Source organism: Pseudomonas sp. TREG-RG-20F-10-E-6-01, from assembly GCF_022662455.1.
Taxonomy (GTDB): Bacteria; Pseudomonadota; Gammaproteobacteria; order Pseudomonadales; family Pseudomonadaceae; genus Aquipseudomonas.
In genome coordinates, this window is sequence record NZ_JAKNQP010000001.1 from 454,901 (window position 1) to 469,986 (window position 15,086).

Here is a 15,086-nt window from a genome sequence, read left to right on the forward strand (position 1 = left end):
GGCTGTGGTGACGCGCCATGTATGCCTGCACGGGTTTGAATTGATAACCCGGCTACAACGATCAAGCCAGTGATATAAGCGCGTTATGTGCGCCCGCACCGCGGCGACCTGCTACCGTAACCGCGTATGACGCCGCGCGTTTACGCCAGGACGGCAACTGATTGGCTTGGATACCAACGCCGAACGTTAGCAATACAGTGGGGTTTCAACACGAAAAATCCACGAAACAATTTAAAACAACCCAACTTAGTATAAATTGCACGCGAACAACCAAAGCCGTTCAAGGAGACTCCCGTGGCAACTCTTCAAGCTCATACAATCCAGGCGCTGCAAACCCAACGCCCTGCCCTGCTGAACGAATGGATTACGAGCCTCGAGGCTTCGGGAGCCACGCGAAACGTCAAGGGTGATGACGTCAAACAGCAAGCTGGCGACTTTCTTAATCTGCTGATCGACGCGCTTCTGCAAGGCGGCTCACAGCAAATAAGCCATGAAAACTGGGCCGAAACCCGGGTCTTCCTGGAAAAGCTGTCGCACAGCCGCGCCTTGATCGGCCAGGACTCGCAACAAACCGCCAGCTTCATTTTCGCCCTTAAAGGCCCAGTGTTCACCTTGCTGCAACGTGAGTACGCCGAACAACCGGCGCAACTGGCCGAGCAACTCTGGGAAGTGTCCGAACTGCTCGATTCGCTGGGCATGCACACCATCCGCACCTTCCAGAAGTCCCGTGAGTCGGTCATCAAACGCCAGCAGGAAGAATTGCTGGAGTTGTCCACCCCCGTGGTGAAGCTGTGGGACGGCGTGCTGGCCCTGCCGATGATTGGCACCCTGGACTCGCAACGCACTCAGGTGGTCATGGAGTCGCTGCTGCAACGCATCGTCGACACCGGCTCGGAAATCGCCATTATCGACATCACCGGCGTGCCGACCGTCGACACCCTGGTGGCCCAGCACTTGCTGAAAACCGTCACCGCCATCCGCCTGATGGGTGCCGACTGCATCATCAGCGGCGTGCGCCCACAAATTGCCCAGACCATCGTGCACCTGGGTCTGGACCTGCAAGGCGTGGTGACCAAAGCCAACTTGGCGGATGCCCTGGCGCTGGCGCTCAAACGCCTGGGCGTCACCATCAGCAAGGCTGTCTAAGCATGGAACGCATCCCTATTTTGCAGATGGGCGAGTTTTTGCTCGTGACCATTCAGGTCGACATGCACGACCAGCTGGCCATGACGCTGCAGGACGACCTGTCCGAACGCATCAGCCGCACCTCGGCGCGCGGCGTGCTGATCGACATTTCGGCGCTGGACATGGTGGACTCGTTTATCGGGCGCATGATCGGCACCATTTCCGGCCTGTCACGCATCATGGACGCGCAGACCGTGCTGGTGGGCATGCAACCGGCGGTGGCCATTACCCTGGTGGAACTGGGCATGACCCTGCCCGGCGTGGCGACCGCATTGAACGTCGAGCGCGGCATGAAACTGCTGCGTGACCGGGTAGAACACTTATGAGCCAAGCCAGCAGCGGCACGCATCCCGTGCTGATCGAACAGGACGTTGTGCTGGCCAGACAATTAGTACGCAGGCTGGCCCAGGACTGCGGCATGCGCCTGATCGACCTGACCAAGCTGGTCACGGCCGTCAGTGAGTTGGCGCGCAACACCGTGGTCTACGGCGGCGGCGGGTACATGGATTGGAGCGTCGTCGAAAGAGACCATCGCCCCGGCCTGCGCCTGACCTTTCGCGATGAAGGCCCCGGCATCCCTGACCTCAAGCTGGCCCTGACCGACGGCTGGACCTCCGGCAGCGGCCTGGGCCTGGGCCTGACCGGCGCCAGGCGCCTGGTGGACGAGTTTGAACTGGACACCGCACCCGGCAAGGGCACACGCGTGACGATCACCCGATGGACCTGAATATTCCCAGCGCCTTGACCCAAGTGCTTTTGATCGAAGATGTCAGCCAAATCGGCTATGCCCGGCGCAGTGCCCAGCAGCTTGCCGAGCTGCTGGGTTTTGATGAAACCGACGCCGGGCGCGTGGCCCTGGTGGCGACCGAACTTGCCAGCAACATCCTCAAGCATGCCACCCATGGCGAGCTGCACCTGCGCGCCACGGGCAACCAGGGTGTCGAAATGATCGCCGTCGACCGTGGCCAGGGCTTCGACCTGGAAAGCTGCCTGGTGGATGGGTTCTCCACGGGCGGCACGCAAGGCATCGGCATGGGCGCCATCTCACGCGTGGCCCAGGTCTTTGATGTGCATGCCGATCATCGGGGCACCGCGATGTTGGCGCGGCTCTACCCTCGCACCTCGAACGCGCGGGATATCCGCTATGGCGTCAGCCAGCATTCCTTGCACAACGATCCGGCGTGTGGCGACGCCTGGCACCTGGCAATCGAAGCGGGCCGGTTCAGCGTGATGGTTGCCGACGGCCTGGGCCATGGCAGCGAAGCCGAGCGCGCGGCGCGCGCGGGTGAAGAGATGTTCGCCCAAGACCCCTTCCAGGACTCGACCACACTGTTCAACGACATGCATATCGGCATGAACGGCACCCGGGGCGGCGCAGTGGCCGTGGCGCAATACGACGCCGTGGCCGACCGGCTGCGTTTCACCGGCGTGGGCAATATCGGCGCCAGCCTGATTGGCTTCGGCAAGTCGCGCGGGCTGGCGTCCCACCCAGGCATCGTCGGCGTGCAGTTTCGCAAGGCGCAACCCTTCGACTACGCTCAGGTCAGCGGCCAACTGCTGATCCTTTACAGCGACGGGCTGCAGTCACGCTGGAACCTTGCGGACTATCCCGGGCTTTGCCACCGCCACCCCGCCCTGATTGCCGCCATCCTTCACCGTGATTTCTGTCGCGGCCGGGATGACGTTACCGTCTTCGTGATTGCCCTGGAGGCCATTGATGGCTGACACCATTGCTTCGCTCACTGAGCAAGTGCGACGCCTGCACCAGGAAGCCGACGCCTTGCGTACCGAGTTGGATGAGACCAACCAGGGTGTGCTGGCACTGTATGCCGAACTGGATATGCAGGCCGATCAGTTGCGTCAGGCATCAGACCTGAAAAGCCGCTTCCTATCGTACATGAGTCATGAATTTCGCACGCCCCTGGGCTCGATCCTGAGCATCACCAGCTTGCTTGCCGATGAACTCGACGGCCCTTTGAGCCCCGAGCAGCAGACCCAGGTAGGCTTTATCCGCAGCTCGGCGCGCGAGCTGCGGGAGATGGTGGACGACCTGCTGGACCTGGCCAAAATCGAGGCCGGGCGCATCACCATCTCGCCTGCCTGGTTTGACATGTTCGACCTGTTCTCGGCATTGCGCGGGATGTTCCGCCCGATCGTCGACGCCTCGTCGGTGGACCTCATCTTTGAAGAGCCCTCGGGCTTGCCCAAGCTCTACACCGATGACAAGAAGCTGGCGCAGATCCTGCGCAACTTTATCTCCAATGCCCTGAAGTTCACCCTGCAAGGTGAGGTGCGCGTGTCGGCACGCATGGAAAGCGCGCACGAAATCCGCTTTGCGGTGCAGGACACCGGTCTGGGCATTCCTGCCGAGCTGCACAACAACCTGTTCGAAGACTTTTCCCAGATCGACTCACCGCTGCAAAAGCGCCTGCGCGGCACCGGCCTGGGGCTCTCGCTGTGCAAGCGCTTTGCCGAGTTGCTCGGTGGCCGGGTCGGGGTGCAAAGCGCCCCAGGCGTTGGGTCGATGTTTTTTGTGATCATTCCTCTGTCTATCGCGGGCGGGCCTGCCGATGAATCGTGACATCCAGCTGCTGATCGTCGACGACAACGCCGCCACCCGCTATGCCCTGCGCCGGCGCCTGGAAAGCCATCATTACCGCGTGCTCGAAGCCGGCACCGGCCAAGAGGGCCTGGACCTGATCGCGAGCAAAAAGATCGACGGGCTCATCCTCGACGTCAATCTGCCGGACATGAGTGGCTTCGACATCGTACGCGCGCTGCGCGCCGACCCGGCGACCGCCCTGCTACCGGTGGTGCATGTCTCGGCTGCGTCCATCGAGACGGGCGACATCATCACCGGCCTGGACGCCGGCGCCGATGCCTACCTGATCCACCCGGTGGACCCGGACGTGCTGCTGGCGACCCTGCGCACCTTGCTGCGCGTGCGTGACACCGAATACGCCTTGCGCGAGAGCGAGGCGCGCTTTCGAGAAATCTTCTTCAACATCAGCGCGCCAATAGCCGTCATGGACCCGCAGTTGAAGGTGCATGAATGCAACCACGCGTTCGCCCAACTGATCCAGGACAACCTGAACCCTGACGCCTTGCTCGAATGCTTCGCCAGCGATCAGCACGCCGTCATCCAGGAGTTGTGCCTGCGTCTCGCCGCGGGAGAGCGCTGGAAAGGCACCTTGCAAATGCAGGTCGACGGCCAGGTGCGCGAAACCGAGTGGCAAATCTCGCCCTATCGCCGGGCCGAACTGAGCCTGGTGTTTGTCGAAGACGTCACCGAGCATCGCCATCGCGAACGCCATCAGCTGGCCGAGCTGACCAACGCCACCACGCAGTTGGCGCGCACCGAGGCGCAGTTGCTGCAGGCACAGAAGATGGACGCGCTGGGCAAACTCACCGGCGGCATCGCCCACGACTTCAACAACCTGCTGACCGGGATTATTACCAGCCTTGAGCTGATCAAAAAACGCCTCGACACTCAGCATACCGAGAAGGTCAAGGCTTATGCCGACGCCGCATTGAGCTCGGCCCTGAGCGCCGCCGGCCTGACCAATCGCCTGCTCGCGTTTGCCCGCCAGCAGCCTCTGGACACGCGCCCGGTGGATATCAACGCGCACATCCGCTCACTGGAAGAGCTGCTGGTGCGCACGATCGGCGAACATATCGCGCTCAAACTCGAGCTGACGACCCACCCGGCCGTGGCGCTGGTCGATCCGATCCAACTGGAAAGCGCAGTGCTGAACCTGGTCATCAATGCCCGCGATGCGCTGCCCAAGGGCGGCAATATCTGGGTGACCACCTACCCTGCCTACTCCAACGGCAACCTGAAACTGGAAAACGGCGCCTACATCGCGCTCTCCGTGCGCGATAACGGCGTGGGCATCGAACACAGTGTGATCGACAAGGTGTTCGACCCTTTCTTCACCACCAAACCGCTGGGCCAGGGCACCGGGCTGGGGCTGTCGACCATCTACGGCTTTGCGCGCCAGTCCGGCGGCGACGCACAGATCCGCAGCGTCACCCGCCAGGGCACCGAGGTCACCATCATGCTGCCCGCTGCCTCGGGCCCGGCGAGCGTAACCACCAAGCCCGTTGCGGCGCCCGGGCTCAGCAGCGGCGAACACGTGCTGATCGTCGAGGACATGCCTTCGGTGCGCAGCTTCGTCGCCGAGGTGCTGGTCGACGCCGGTTACCGCTGCAGCCTGGCGGCCGACGGTGATGAAGCGATCGCCACCCTGAACCAGGACACCAGCATCGACTTGTTGCTTACCGACGTGGGCCTGCCTTACATGACCGGGCGGGAATTGGCCGATGTCGCCCGAGGCCTGCGTCCTACGCTGCCGATTCTGTTCATGACCGGGTATGCGGAAAACGCGGCGAATCGCCAAAGCTTCCTGGGGGAAGGCATGGACCTGATCTCCAAACCGTTCCATATCGATGAGTTGCTGGAGAAGATCCGCCGCGGGCTGGACGGCCTGCCAGGCACCCAGTAAGGGGGACACGCAGGCCGCCCAGGCTAAATTGCAGGATGCTGTGCGGTGACAGGCTTGGTACCGTGACCGGCCTTGCAATCGGCTACCGGCACCGAACAATGACTCAACCCAATAAGAACTATCGGCCCCTGCGCCTCGCATCGTGGGCGCTCGGCCTGCTGTGCACCGCCACTTTGGGCTTTTTTGCCTGGCAAAGTTTTTACCCGGTGCGCGCCGCCGATTCGTGGAGTTATCAGGTTTTGCACACCGATGTGGCCAAGGCGGCGTCGTTGATGCCCATGGCTGACGGCTCGTTGATGGTCACCCAGGAACTCAAGGACGGGCTGGGCAGCATCGTGCACATCCGGCTGGATGGAACCCGCGACGTCGTGCTCGGCAACCTGTCCAAACCCGACGGAATGTTGGCCACGCGGGGCGGCTGGGTGTTCAGCCAGGAAACCGGCAACGCCCCCGTCAGCTTTCTCAAGGACGGCGCGGTCACCGAATTGTTCAAAGGCGAAAACGTGCAAGGCCTGTGGGATGACGGCGACTACCTCTATGCCATCGAAGACCGCAGCCATGCAGGACGCCTGCTGCGCTATCGCTGGAGTGACCAGAGCATAAGCGTAATACGCGAGGGCCTGGACCAGGCGGAGTCGATCATCCGCTGCACGGATGGCCGCATGCTCTACACCAAAAAGAAAGAAGGCAGGGTGCGCGAACTGAGCGCCGACGGCAGTGACCCGGTGGTACTGGCCAAGCTTAACCAGCCGACCTTTTTGATGTGCGATGAGCGAGGCCTGTGGGTCAATGAAGATTCCACCCACCGCGCACGCTTGTTGCTGATCGACAAACAGGGACGCCAGCAGACGATCCTTTCGTTTCTGAAAGCGCCGCAATCGATTGTGCGAACCGCAGACGGCACTTACCTGGTGGCCGAAGGGGGGCGCAACCGGGTACTCAAACTAGTGAACGACGCGCTGGCGGCGACCAGCGACGGCAAGTAGCCCTGACGCCGCCCCGCGACAGACCGAACAACGCCTACTGGCAAGTGCCGCCTTTGTGGTGCGAGCCCGTGCCGCCCACCGGATGCGTGCCCTTGGGACACGCCGCCGCGAACATCGGGGTGACCATCAAAACCACCAGCAACCCAACCAACGAAAGCTTTTTCATGCGACCCTCCGTAACGATCACGACGCGTGATGGCACAAAGATATCACGCATCCACGGAAGTTATCGCCTGCTCATTACACCCACGCCTTGGGGCCGCTGAAAAACGCCTGCGCATTGCTGTCCAGTGTTTCCAGGTGATAGCCACCCTCCTGCACAATCACGCAGGGTAAGCCCAACTGCCGGATGCATTCGCCCAAGCGCGCAAACCCTTCACGGGTCACCGCCACTTTGCTTTGTGGGTCGAGTTCGTAGATATCGAACCCCAAGGACAACACCAGCACATCCGCCGGGAACTGCTTCACCGCCGCCAAGGCCAACTCGAGTTTTTCGAAGAACACCGCTTCGCTGGCGCCATGGGCCATGGGCAGGTTGAGGTTAAAGCCTGCACCGCCAGCCACGCCGCGCTCGTCGGCAAAGCCTGCGACGCCCGGGTAGAAGTTGGTCGGGTCGCCGTGGATCGACACATACAGCACGTCGTCGCGGTCGTAGAAAATCTCCTGGATGCCTTGCCCGTGGTGCATGTCGGTGTCCAGCACGGCCACGCGCGCAAAGCCTTCGCGCAGAACCTGAGCGGCCACCGCCGCATTGTTGATGTAGCAGAAACCACCCGCCGCATCGTAACGAGCATGGTGGCCCGGCGGGCGACACAGCGCGTAGGCCGCCGGCGCGCCGTCAAGGATGTGCTTGGCGGCGGCGACAGCACTTTGCGCCGACCAATACGCCGAACGCCAGGTCAACTCGCCGACCGGGCAACTGCCATCCGCCAGGTAACGCGCAGCTTGGGCAAGGATGCCGCGCAGGGCGTTGGGTTCGCGCACGAAGATATTCGACATGACTTCGTCGCCCCAGTCTTCGGGGATCTCCTTCCAGCGTGAATGGGCTTCCTGCAAAAACGTCAGATAAGGCGCGCCGTGCACGCCAAGCAATGGTTCAAGGCCGTAGTCAGCAGGTGGCTGGATATCGAAGCCCAAGGTCTGCGCGGCCACCAGCAAGTTGCGCGCACGCTCGGGGACTTCCTGTGGCGTGCGCATCTGGCCGCGGGAGTAGTAGCTGCGCGGGTGGTGCAAGAGTTGTTCGGGGTGGAAAAACGTACGCATGAGATGCTCCTGTATAAACACCCAACCTCTGGGCACTGGCGTACCAGCGCCTGCAGTCGAATCAAGCCAGGTGTTGGCGTTGAGTCGTTAATCAGCGTGGCCAGCGCGCTGCAACACGGCGTTAAGCAACACATCGGTGCCTTGGCGCACATCCTCGGGCAGTACGTCTTCAGCTTCGTTATGGCTGAGCCCACCGACACACGGGATGAAGATCATCGCCGTCGGGCAGTACCGTGCCAGGTGAATCGCATCGTGGCCGGCGCCGCTGACGATGCGCTGCTGGCTGTAACCCAAGGCATCCACCGACGCCTGCACGCACGCCACACAATCGGCATCGAACGGCGTTGCCGGGCTGATCCAGTGCGCACTGATGCTGACCGTCAGGCCGCGCTTCTCGGCGATGGCGTGCAGGCGCGCGCGCACCTGTTGCTCCATGGCTTCAATGTCGGCGTCGCGGTGATGACGCAGGTCGACAGTGAAGGTCAGCAAGCCGGGAATGGTGTTGCGCGACGACTTGCTGATGCTCAACTCGCCGACCGTGGTCAGGCCTTCGGGGGCGAAATCGGCGGCGAGATTTTCCAGCGCCTGGATCATGTTGGCTGCGCCATACAGCGCGTCCTTGCGCAGGGACATCGGCGTGGTGCCGGCATGCGCGGCCACGCCTTCGACCCGCACGTCGAGCCAGCGGATCGCCTGGCCACCGGTCACCACGCCAATGCTCTTGGCGTTGTCCTCCAGGATCGGGCCCTGCTCGATATGGGCTTCAAAATACGCGTCCACCGCGCCACCCAAGGACCGTTCGCCGTTGTAGCCGGTGCTGCGCAACGCCTCGGCGACGCTGATGCCGGCCCCATCGGTGGTGGCCAGCGCCTGGTCGAGTGCCAGGCTGCCGGTGAACACCGCCGAACCGAGCATGGCCGGGGTGAAACGGGCGCCCTCCTCATTCGTCCACACCGCGATTTCCAGCGGCTTACGGGTTTGAATGCCGTGATCGTCAAGGCTGCGGAGCACTTCCAGGCCGGCCAGCACGCCGTAAACCCCGTCGAACCGCCCGCCTTCCGGCTGCGTGTCGAGGTGGCTGCCCATCATCACCGGGGCGGCGTCTTTGTCGGTACCGGCGCGGCGGGCGAACAGGTTGCCGATCGCATCCACGCTCAACGTCAGCCCGGCGGCGTTGCACCAATGGCTGAACAGTTCACGACCCGCCTGGTCTTCGGCACTCAAGGCCAGACGGCAACTTCCGCCACGCGCCGTGGCGCCGATCTCGGCCATGGCCATTAGGCTCGCCCACAGGCGTTGGCCATTAATCTTCAACATTACGCACGCTCCATTAGACGCTGTGGGCCATTTCAAGACGGTGGGCGGTGGCGTGGCGGCGCGACAATGCCAGTACGCACACCAGCGAGACCGCAGCGATCAGGCTGTAAAACACTGCCATGGGCCACCATTGGCCCTGGTATTCGTGGGCCAGCCACGTACCGATCAACGGCGTCAGGCCACCGGCCAGCGCGCCGCACACCTGGTAGGCCAGGGAGATCGCGGTGTAGCGCACGCGGGTTTCAAACAAGCCGCTGACAAACCCGGCGATCACCGCGTAGAACGAGGCCATGCACACCACGGCCAGGGCGATGCCGAGGATGATCAACGGCGCCTGCCCGCTGCTGACCAGCACGAACATCGGATAAGGCGAGGCCATCGCCAGCATGGTCATGGCGCACAGAAAACGCGTGGCTCCGACCTTCTCGGCCACCCAGGCAGCCAGTGGCTGAATGCAGAACTGGATGATGGCGACGACAAACAGGCATTCCAGAATCAGCGAACGCGGCAGGCCCAGTTGCTGAGTGCTGTAGGCAATCATGAAGGTGTTGGTGAAATACACGCCGGCAATGCCCAGGGTGTTGGCGCCGATGCACAACAGCAACGGGCGCCAGGCGGTTTTCAGCACGTCGATCACGGGCGCCTGGTCTTTCTGGATCGCCCGCGCTTTCTCGGCAATGGCCTTGTCTTCAAGGAATTCCGGTGACTCATTGACCCCCAGGCGAATCGCCAGGCCGACGATCAACAGCAAGGCGCTGGCCAGAAACGGCAGGCGCCAACCCCAACTGAGCAGGTCCTCTTCCGGCAACCGGGTGACCGCGCTGAACGCCAGCAGCGACAGGATCAAACCCGCCGGGCTGCCCAGTTGAGCGAAAGACGCAAAGAAGTTTCGACGACCTTTCGGCGCATGTTCGCCGGCCATCAACACCGCACCGCCCCACTCACCGCCCACGGCGATGCCTTGCACCACGCGCAGCAGCACCAGCAATACCGGCGCCGCAACGCCAATTTGAGCGTAGGTCGGCAACAGGCCGATGCACACGGTGACCACGCCCATCACCACCAAGGTGATCACCAGGGATTTCTTGCGGCCGATGCGGTCACCGATATGCCCGAACACAATGCCGCCCAACGGCCGCGCGAAGAAGCCCACGGCGAACGTGCCGAACGCCGCCATGGTGCTGAACAGTTTGTCGTCGGAAGGGAAAAACAGTTGGCCGAACACCAGCGCGGCGGCGGTGGCGTAGATGTAAAAGTCGTACCACTCGATCATGGTGCCGATAAAAGCGGCGGCCGCAGCACGGCGCGGCTGCGGCGAAGCGGAAGGCTTCATGGGGCTGGCTCCTTTGGTTATTTTTTTGGCAGGAGAATGTCGAACGCACGCGCTCTGATGGCGCTTGGTAAGGGTGATTTATCGTCGCGGGGCTATGATTAGTCAATTTTCTATTTATTATTCCAATTATAAATCCTGCTTATTATCGAGCTGCGCCATGCCCGACTTTCGCCGCGACAGTCACCCTCTGCTCAACGACCGACTGGACTGGAACCTGCTGCGCACCTTCCGGGTCATCGGCCAGGAACTGAGCATCAGCCGCGCCGCTGCGCGCCTGCACCTGACCCAGCCGGCCATCAGTCAGGCGCTCAAGCGCCTGGAAGAACAGCTGGGCTGCCAACTCATCGCCCGCCGTGGCCCGCGCTTCGCGCTCACCGAAGCGGGTGAACAGATCTTCACCATCGCCGGCGAGATGTATGGCCAGGTGTCGCAGATGAGCAATGCGCTGCAAAAACCCGGCGATGAAGTGCTCGGCAAAGTGCGTTTGCTGATGATCAGCCGGATCAACTCCGAGACCTTCGACGACTTCCTCGCCGCCTTTCACCGTGAGCATCCGCGCGTGGACCTGGAGGTGGAAGTGATGCGCAGCTCGGACATCGTCGCCGCCCTGCTGGAAAAAACCGCAACCCTGGGCCTGAGCCTTAATCGCCGGCCACAGCCACGCCTGGAACAGCACCTGTTCCTGCGCCAGCGCTATGCGTTTTTTTGCGGGCGTCACCATCCGCTGTTTGGGCGCAGCGGCTTGGCGGAAGGCGATTTGCAGTCGGAGAATTTTGTCAGTTTTACCAGCGACCAGATTGGCGGCATGTTGTCGCCGCTGACGATCTTTCGTGACCAGCAAGGGTTCAGCGGGCGCATCGTGGCGTCGTCGTCAAGCCTGGAAGAGGTGCGGCGCCTGGTGATTGCCGGTTATGGCTTGGGCTGTTTGCCGATTCATGTGGTGGCCGACGATGTAAAGCACGGGCTGCTGTGGCGGCTACCGCCGGATGACGGGATCGCCGATGTGGACATTCATCTGCTGTGGAATCGCGAGCAGAAGATGAGCCGCGCGGAGGCGGTGTTTATTGAGCGTCTTTCGGCTCGGCTGGCGGGTGCTGCTGAGGATGCCAGTCACTGATTTCAACCCGCCAACGCCCGCTCGACGCTGCCAGCCATGGCCTGCAAATCGTCGAAAGGGTTTCTACCGATCAGCATGAACCCATGGGACAGGTTGGCCCAATACACCACATTCAGGCCTCGGCGCTGCTCGGTCGCGACGGGCTGCGCGCCTCTTTTGCTAATCGTGATGCACAAGGCCAACGGCCCGTGGCGCGGGTCCAGGTAGGTCAGTTGACCGATCAGAGCGCCGTCATAATCGAGGATCTGCGCACGCCGAAACTCGGCACCGGGCAGGTCTACCGCGCGCGCGGTTAACGGCAGGCCCAGTTGTGCGCCCACGGAACGCAGTTGGGCGGCCTGCAACGCGGGATCGGCGCTGAGGTTTTCCAGGGTCTGCGGCGTGTACAAGGCCATGTACTCGGCAACCGAGGCGCGCCAGCCTTGGCCGGACTCCGCCCGTGGCCAGCTCATGAACACGCGGTCGGCGACCACACCGGCCACGGCAAACCCCGCCGCCACAGCCAGAAAACGCCGGCGACTCAAGGTGGGCGCCTGTACCGGGGGCAGCGCGTTGAGCATGGCCTGCAGGCGTTCGCCGGGGGCTTGGTCCAGCACCGCGTCGAACGCGGCCTTGAAGGGTAAATCGGCGCACTGCAAGGCCTGAAGGCGTGCGGCAAGTGCTGGGTCAGTGCTGACCTGATCGGCGATAAGCCGATGCTGTTCAGCCTCCAGCTCGCCATCCAGGTAAGCCACCAACAGTTCATCGGACACTGGGGTTATGTGCGTCATCGCCGTTCTCCGCTGGCTTGATCCTGCCGGTTTTTTGCAGGGGCGGTCTCGGCCAGCTTCAAACGCGCGGCCGCCAGCCGGCTCATTACGGTGCCCACGGGAATACGCAGCACCTCGGCAATTTCCTTGTAGGAAAGCCCTTCGACATACGCCAGAAACACCGTTTCGCGCTGCGCCTCGGGCAAGCCGTTGACGCGTTTGATCACCTGCGCGGCCAATACCTGCTCCTGCGCCTGGCGTTCGCCATCGAATGACAACGCCTGCTCTGCATCAACAAAACCCTGGCCCTGACGCACCCGTTGCGAGCGCACTTCGTTGAGCCAGATGGAATGCATGATCGCCAGCAGCCAACGGTCCAACCGCGTGCCGGCCGCGAACTGGCCGGCACGCTCCAGCGCGCGGACACAGGTAGCCTGCACGAGATCTTCGGCCAGGTGCTTTTGGCGCGACAACACCCACCCGTATCGCCACAAACGTGGCAACAGCAGGCCTAACTCGCGACGAAAATCGGCCTCGTGGGTGATGGCTGCCCCCTGCTCGCGCACTCAGTGGATTCAAGCCTGTGGCGCAGCGGCAATCGCTTCGGCCAGGTCTTCGTATTCTTCGCAGGTGGTGCTGCACAGGGCTTTGATTTTTACCAACTGCTCCTGCGCCAGGTCGACGCGCCCCTTGATCACGTAAGCCTCACCCAGGTATTCGCGAACCTGGGCGTAGTTGGGATCGAGCGCGACCGACTTCAGGTAATAACCGATGCCTTCATCGGTACGCCCAAGCTTGCGCGTGGCGTAACCGCGGTAGTTGAGGGCCTTGGCGGTGTTCGGGTTTTGCAGGGTGTCGAGCAAGGCCAGGGCCTCGTCGTAGCGCCCATCTTTGGCCAGGCGGTAGGCGTAATCGGTGCGGTCGGCATCCGAGGTGGCTTTGCTGGTTTGCAGCACGCATTTTGCGGTCTTGGTGTCCCAGACCTGGCCTTTGGGGCAATTCGGCTTGGGCGGTGCCGACTCGTCACCGGAGGCGTGGGCCTGGCCCGCGAGTAACGCGGCAGCCAGGCACGCACCGTAGAACAGCGCGGTGCGGTAAGTGACGGGGTGTGGGTGACGGTTTTTCATGGCGGTCATGCTCCGTAGCGATAGGGAGGAAACATCACTTTTGAAACACATTGCGTGAACCCGGCAGCATGCGGCGCAGCGTGCTGTCGCCCAGTACATAGTGATGCCAGAGCGCAGCCGCGGCATGCAGGCCCGCCAGCAGGATGATCGCCCAGGCCACATTGTTATGCAGGCCGCCAAGGGTGCCGCGCCATTCGTGATCGATCACGAAAGGCGCAGGAACCGCGAACAGTCCGAAAAAGTTGAAGGGTTCGCCTTGAGCCCAGCGAAACAAAAAGCCCAGGGCAATCTGCGCGAGCAACAATAGGTACAGGCAACCATGCGCCATTTTTGCGAACAGGTTAAGCGTTGGGTGACTGTCGGCCTTCGGGCGATTGCCGCCGAACAGGCGCCATACAATCCGCACGACGATCAACAGGGCCATGGCGATGCCGAGCGAGATATGTACCGATTGCAGGCCCTTGCGCAGCGGCGTGCCCTTTTCGAGGTTTTCCCAGATGTGCGCACTGGCAAACATGAAGATCACCACGGCGGCGGTGAGCCAGTGCAAAGTGCGGGTCAGGCGGTCGTAGCGGTCGGCATGGCGGTTCATGGGCGTTCCCTGGGTGATCTGTGAGGTGAACACCGCAGCGGCGCAGGTTATTCGGTGAGGCGCGAAAAATTTATTCGAAGAGGACGTGGCGCGGGTTTTGGCTATGAACAGGTACGACGCGGCGCCAGCGTTTTGCAGGGTGCATAGCCGTCACCGCTGACGAGCATCGCCGGCTAAATCAGATTATTGCGCCTGGCAATGTCAGCCAGGTCCACCACCGATTTCACATTGAGCTTGGCCAGCAATCGCGCTTTATAGCAACTCACCGTCTTGCTGCTGAGCAAAATATTCTGGGCAATGTCCTTGTTACTCATGCCTCGGGACAACTGCTGAAATACCGAGAGTTCACGGTTGGACAGCGAGGCAATCAGCTGCGCCTCATCGACTGCCAATGCGCGTTTGCGCGAAAACGCCACCACCGTTTCCGGGTAATAGACATAGCCCTTCATCACGGTTTTCATGGCCTGGGCCAGTACGCTCAGTTCATCGGTCTTGCTGATAAACCCCGAGGCCCCAGCGCTGATGCAACGCGTGGCGTAGTGCTCCGAGGAAAGCGAGGTGAGGACGATGATCCGGGTGTTCAACTCAAGCGCGCGGATTCTTTCGATCACCGCAATGCCGTCCAGGCGCGGCATGGTGATGTCCAGCAACACCAGGTCCGGGGCCAGTTGACGGACCTGGCTGATGGCGTCGACGCCATTGTCGGTCTCGCCCACCACTTCATAACCTTCCTCACTCACGAGCGTACGCAGCGCGGTCCTGATAAAAGGGTGGTCATCGACCACCAGGACTTTATACATCTGCAGCTTTCCTCGGGAATTAGTCGGGCTTTGTCGGCAATAATGCCGACAATGTAACATAGTGCTTTAGTGCCACTACCCAATTCCGGACGAGCCACTCAGCGGGTGGGCA

General features: G+C 62.1%; 17 protein-coding genes. 8 read left to right on the top strand and 9 right to left on the bottom strand.

What is annotated here, in order from left to right; translation table 11 throughout:
- The first annotated feature begins 294 nt into the window (after window positions 1-294).
- The 7 genes from L8K08_RS02210 to L8K08_RS02240 all read left to right on the top strand — a co-directional run bounded on the left by L8K08_RS02210 (window position 295) and on the right by L8K08_RS02240 (window position 6,676).
- On the top strand, window positions 295-1,146 hold the full coding sequence (locus L8K08_RS02210; RefSeq protein ID WP_242194040.1) for an STAS domain-containing protein: 852 nt from the start codon (window positions 295-297) through the stop codon (window positions 1,144-1,146).
- Between the two features lie 2 nt (window positions 1,147-1,148).
- Complete coding sequence (locus L8K08_RS02215) at window positions 1,149-1,511, top strand: STAS domain-containing protein (RefSeq protein WP_106576990.1); 363 nt, start codon at window positions 1,149-1,151, stop codon at window positions 1,509-1,511.
- Window positions 1,508-1,912, top strand: coding sequence for an ATP-binding protein (locus L8K08_RS02220; RefSeq protein ID WP_145162933.1), 405 nt, complete (start codon window positions 1,508-1,510; stop codon window positions 1,910-1,912). The genes L8K08_RS02215 and L8K08_RS02220 overlap by 4 nt, the downstream gene beginning before the upstream one ends.
- The gene (locus L8K08_RS02225) at window positions 1,903-2,910 is read left to right on the top strand and encodes an ATP-binding protein (protein ID WP_242194042.1); all 1,008 of its coding nucleotides are present in this window, start codon (window positions 1,903-1,905) and stop codon (window positions 2,908-2,910) included. Before L8K08_RS02220 ends, L8K08_RS02225 begins: the two co-directional genes overlap by 10 nt.
- Window positions 2,903-3,766, top strand: a complete 864-nt coding sequence (locus L8K08_RS02230; protein ID WP_145162929.1) for an ATP-binding protein — start codon at window positions 2,903-2,905, stop codon at window positions 3,764-3,766. The genes L8K08_RS02225 and L8K08_RS02230 overlap by 8 nt, the downstream gene beginning before the upstream one ends.
- Window positions 3,756-5,690: a response regulator gene (locus L8K08_RS02235; RefSeq protein WP_242194044.1), complete on the top strand. Its 1,935-nt coding sequence runs from the start codon at window positions 3,756-3,758 to the stop codon at window positions 5,688-5,690. The genes L8K08_RS02230 and L8K08_RS02235 overlap by 11 nt, the downstream gene beginning before the upstream one ends.
- Before the next feature lie 98 nt (window positions 5,691-5,788).
- Complete coding sequence (locus L8K08_RS02240) at window positions 5,789-6,676, top strand: hypothetical protein (protein ID WP_242194047.1); 888 nt, start codon at window positions 5,789-5,791, stop codon at window positions 6,674-6,676.
- A 34-nt stretch (window positions 6,677-6,710) separates the two neighbouring features.
- On the opposite strand, the gene L8K08_RS30235 is transcribed toward L8K08_RS02240, so the two are convergent.
- The 4 genes from L8K08_RS30235 to L8K08_RS02255 form a co-directional block, all read right to left on the bottom strand.
- Entirely contained in the window at window positions 6,711-6,842 is a 132-nt protein-coding gene (locus L8K08_RS30235; RefSeq protein WP_256586935.1) for a hypothetical protein, read from the bottom strand.
- A gap of 74 nt (window positions 6,843-6,916) precedes the next feature.
- Window positions 6,917-7,939, bottom strand: coding sequence for a histone deacetylase family protein (locus L8K08_RS02245; protein WP_242194049.1), 1,023 nt, complete (start codon window positions 7,937-7,939; stop codon window positions 6,917-6,919).
- A gap of 87 nt (window positions 7,940-8,026) precedes the next feature.
- A complete protein-coding gene (locus L8K08_RS02250; protein ID WP_242194051.1) occupies window positions 8,027-9,256 on the bottom strand; it encodes a Zn-dependent hydrolase in 1,230 nt (409 codons plus the stop codon).
- Window positions 9,257-9,269: 13 nt separating this feature from the next.
- Complete coding sequence (locus L8K08_RS02255; protein WP_242194053.1) at window positions 9,270-10,589, bottom strand: MFS transporter; 1,320 nt, start codon at window positions 10,587-10,589, stop codon at window positions 9,270-9,272.
- Window positions 10,590-10,746: 157 nt separating this feature from the next.
- On the opposite strand from L8K08_RS02255, the gene L8K08_RS02260 reads away from it, so the two are divergent.
- The gene (locus tag L8K08_RS02260) at window positions 10,747-11,706 is read left to right on the top strand and encodes a LysR family transcriptional regulator (RefSeq protein ID WP_242194055.1); all 960 of its coding nucleotides are present in this window, start codon (window positions 10,747-10,749) and stop codon (window positions 11,704-11,706) included.
- Window positions 11,707-11,708: 2 nt separating this feature from the next.
- Here L8K08_RS02260 and L8K08_RS02265 read toward each other — a convergent pair whose 3' ends face one another.
- The 5 genes from L8K08_RS02265 to L8K08_RS02285 form a co-directional block, all read right to left on the bottom strand.
- On the bottom strand, window positions 11,709-12,476 hold the full coding sequence (locus tag L8K08_RS02265) for a transcriptional regulator (protein WP_242194057.1): 768 nt from the start codon (window positions 12,474-12,476) through the stop codon (window positions 11,709-11,711).
- Window positions 12,473-12,958, bottom strand: a complete 486-nt coding sequence (locus tag L8K08_RS02270; RefSeq protein ID WP_242195037.1) for an RNA polymerase sigma factor — start codon at window positions 12,956-12,958, stop codon at window positions 12,473-12,475. Before L8K08_RS02270 ends, L8K08_RS02265 begins: the two co-directional genes overlap by 4 nt.
- Window positions 12,959-13,030: 72 nt before the next feature.
- Window positions 13,031-13,582, bottom strand: a complete 552-nt coding sequence (locus tag L8K08_RS02275; protein ID WP_177410078.1) for a tetratricopeptide repeat protein — start codon at window positions 13,580-13,582, stop codon at window positions 13,031-13,033.
- Between the two features lie 34 nt (window positions 13,583-13,616).
- Window positions 13,617-14,174 (bottom strand): cytochrome b, encoded by a 558-nt coding sequence (locus tag L8K08_RS02280; RefSeq protein ID WP_242194059.1) that lies wholly within the window; start codon window positions 14,172-14,174, stop codon window positions 13,617-13,619.
- Between the two features lie 173 nt (window positions 14,175-14,347).
- On the bottom strand, window positions 14,348-14,974 hold the full coding sequence (locus L8K08_RS02285) for a response regulator transcription factor (protein WP_242194061.1): 627 nt from the start codon (window positions 14,972-14,974) through the stop codon (window positions 14,348-14,350).
- Between the last annotated feature and the right edge of the window lie 112 nt (window positions 14,975-15,086).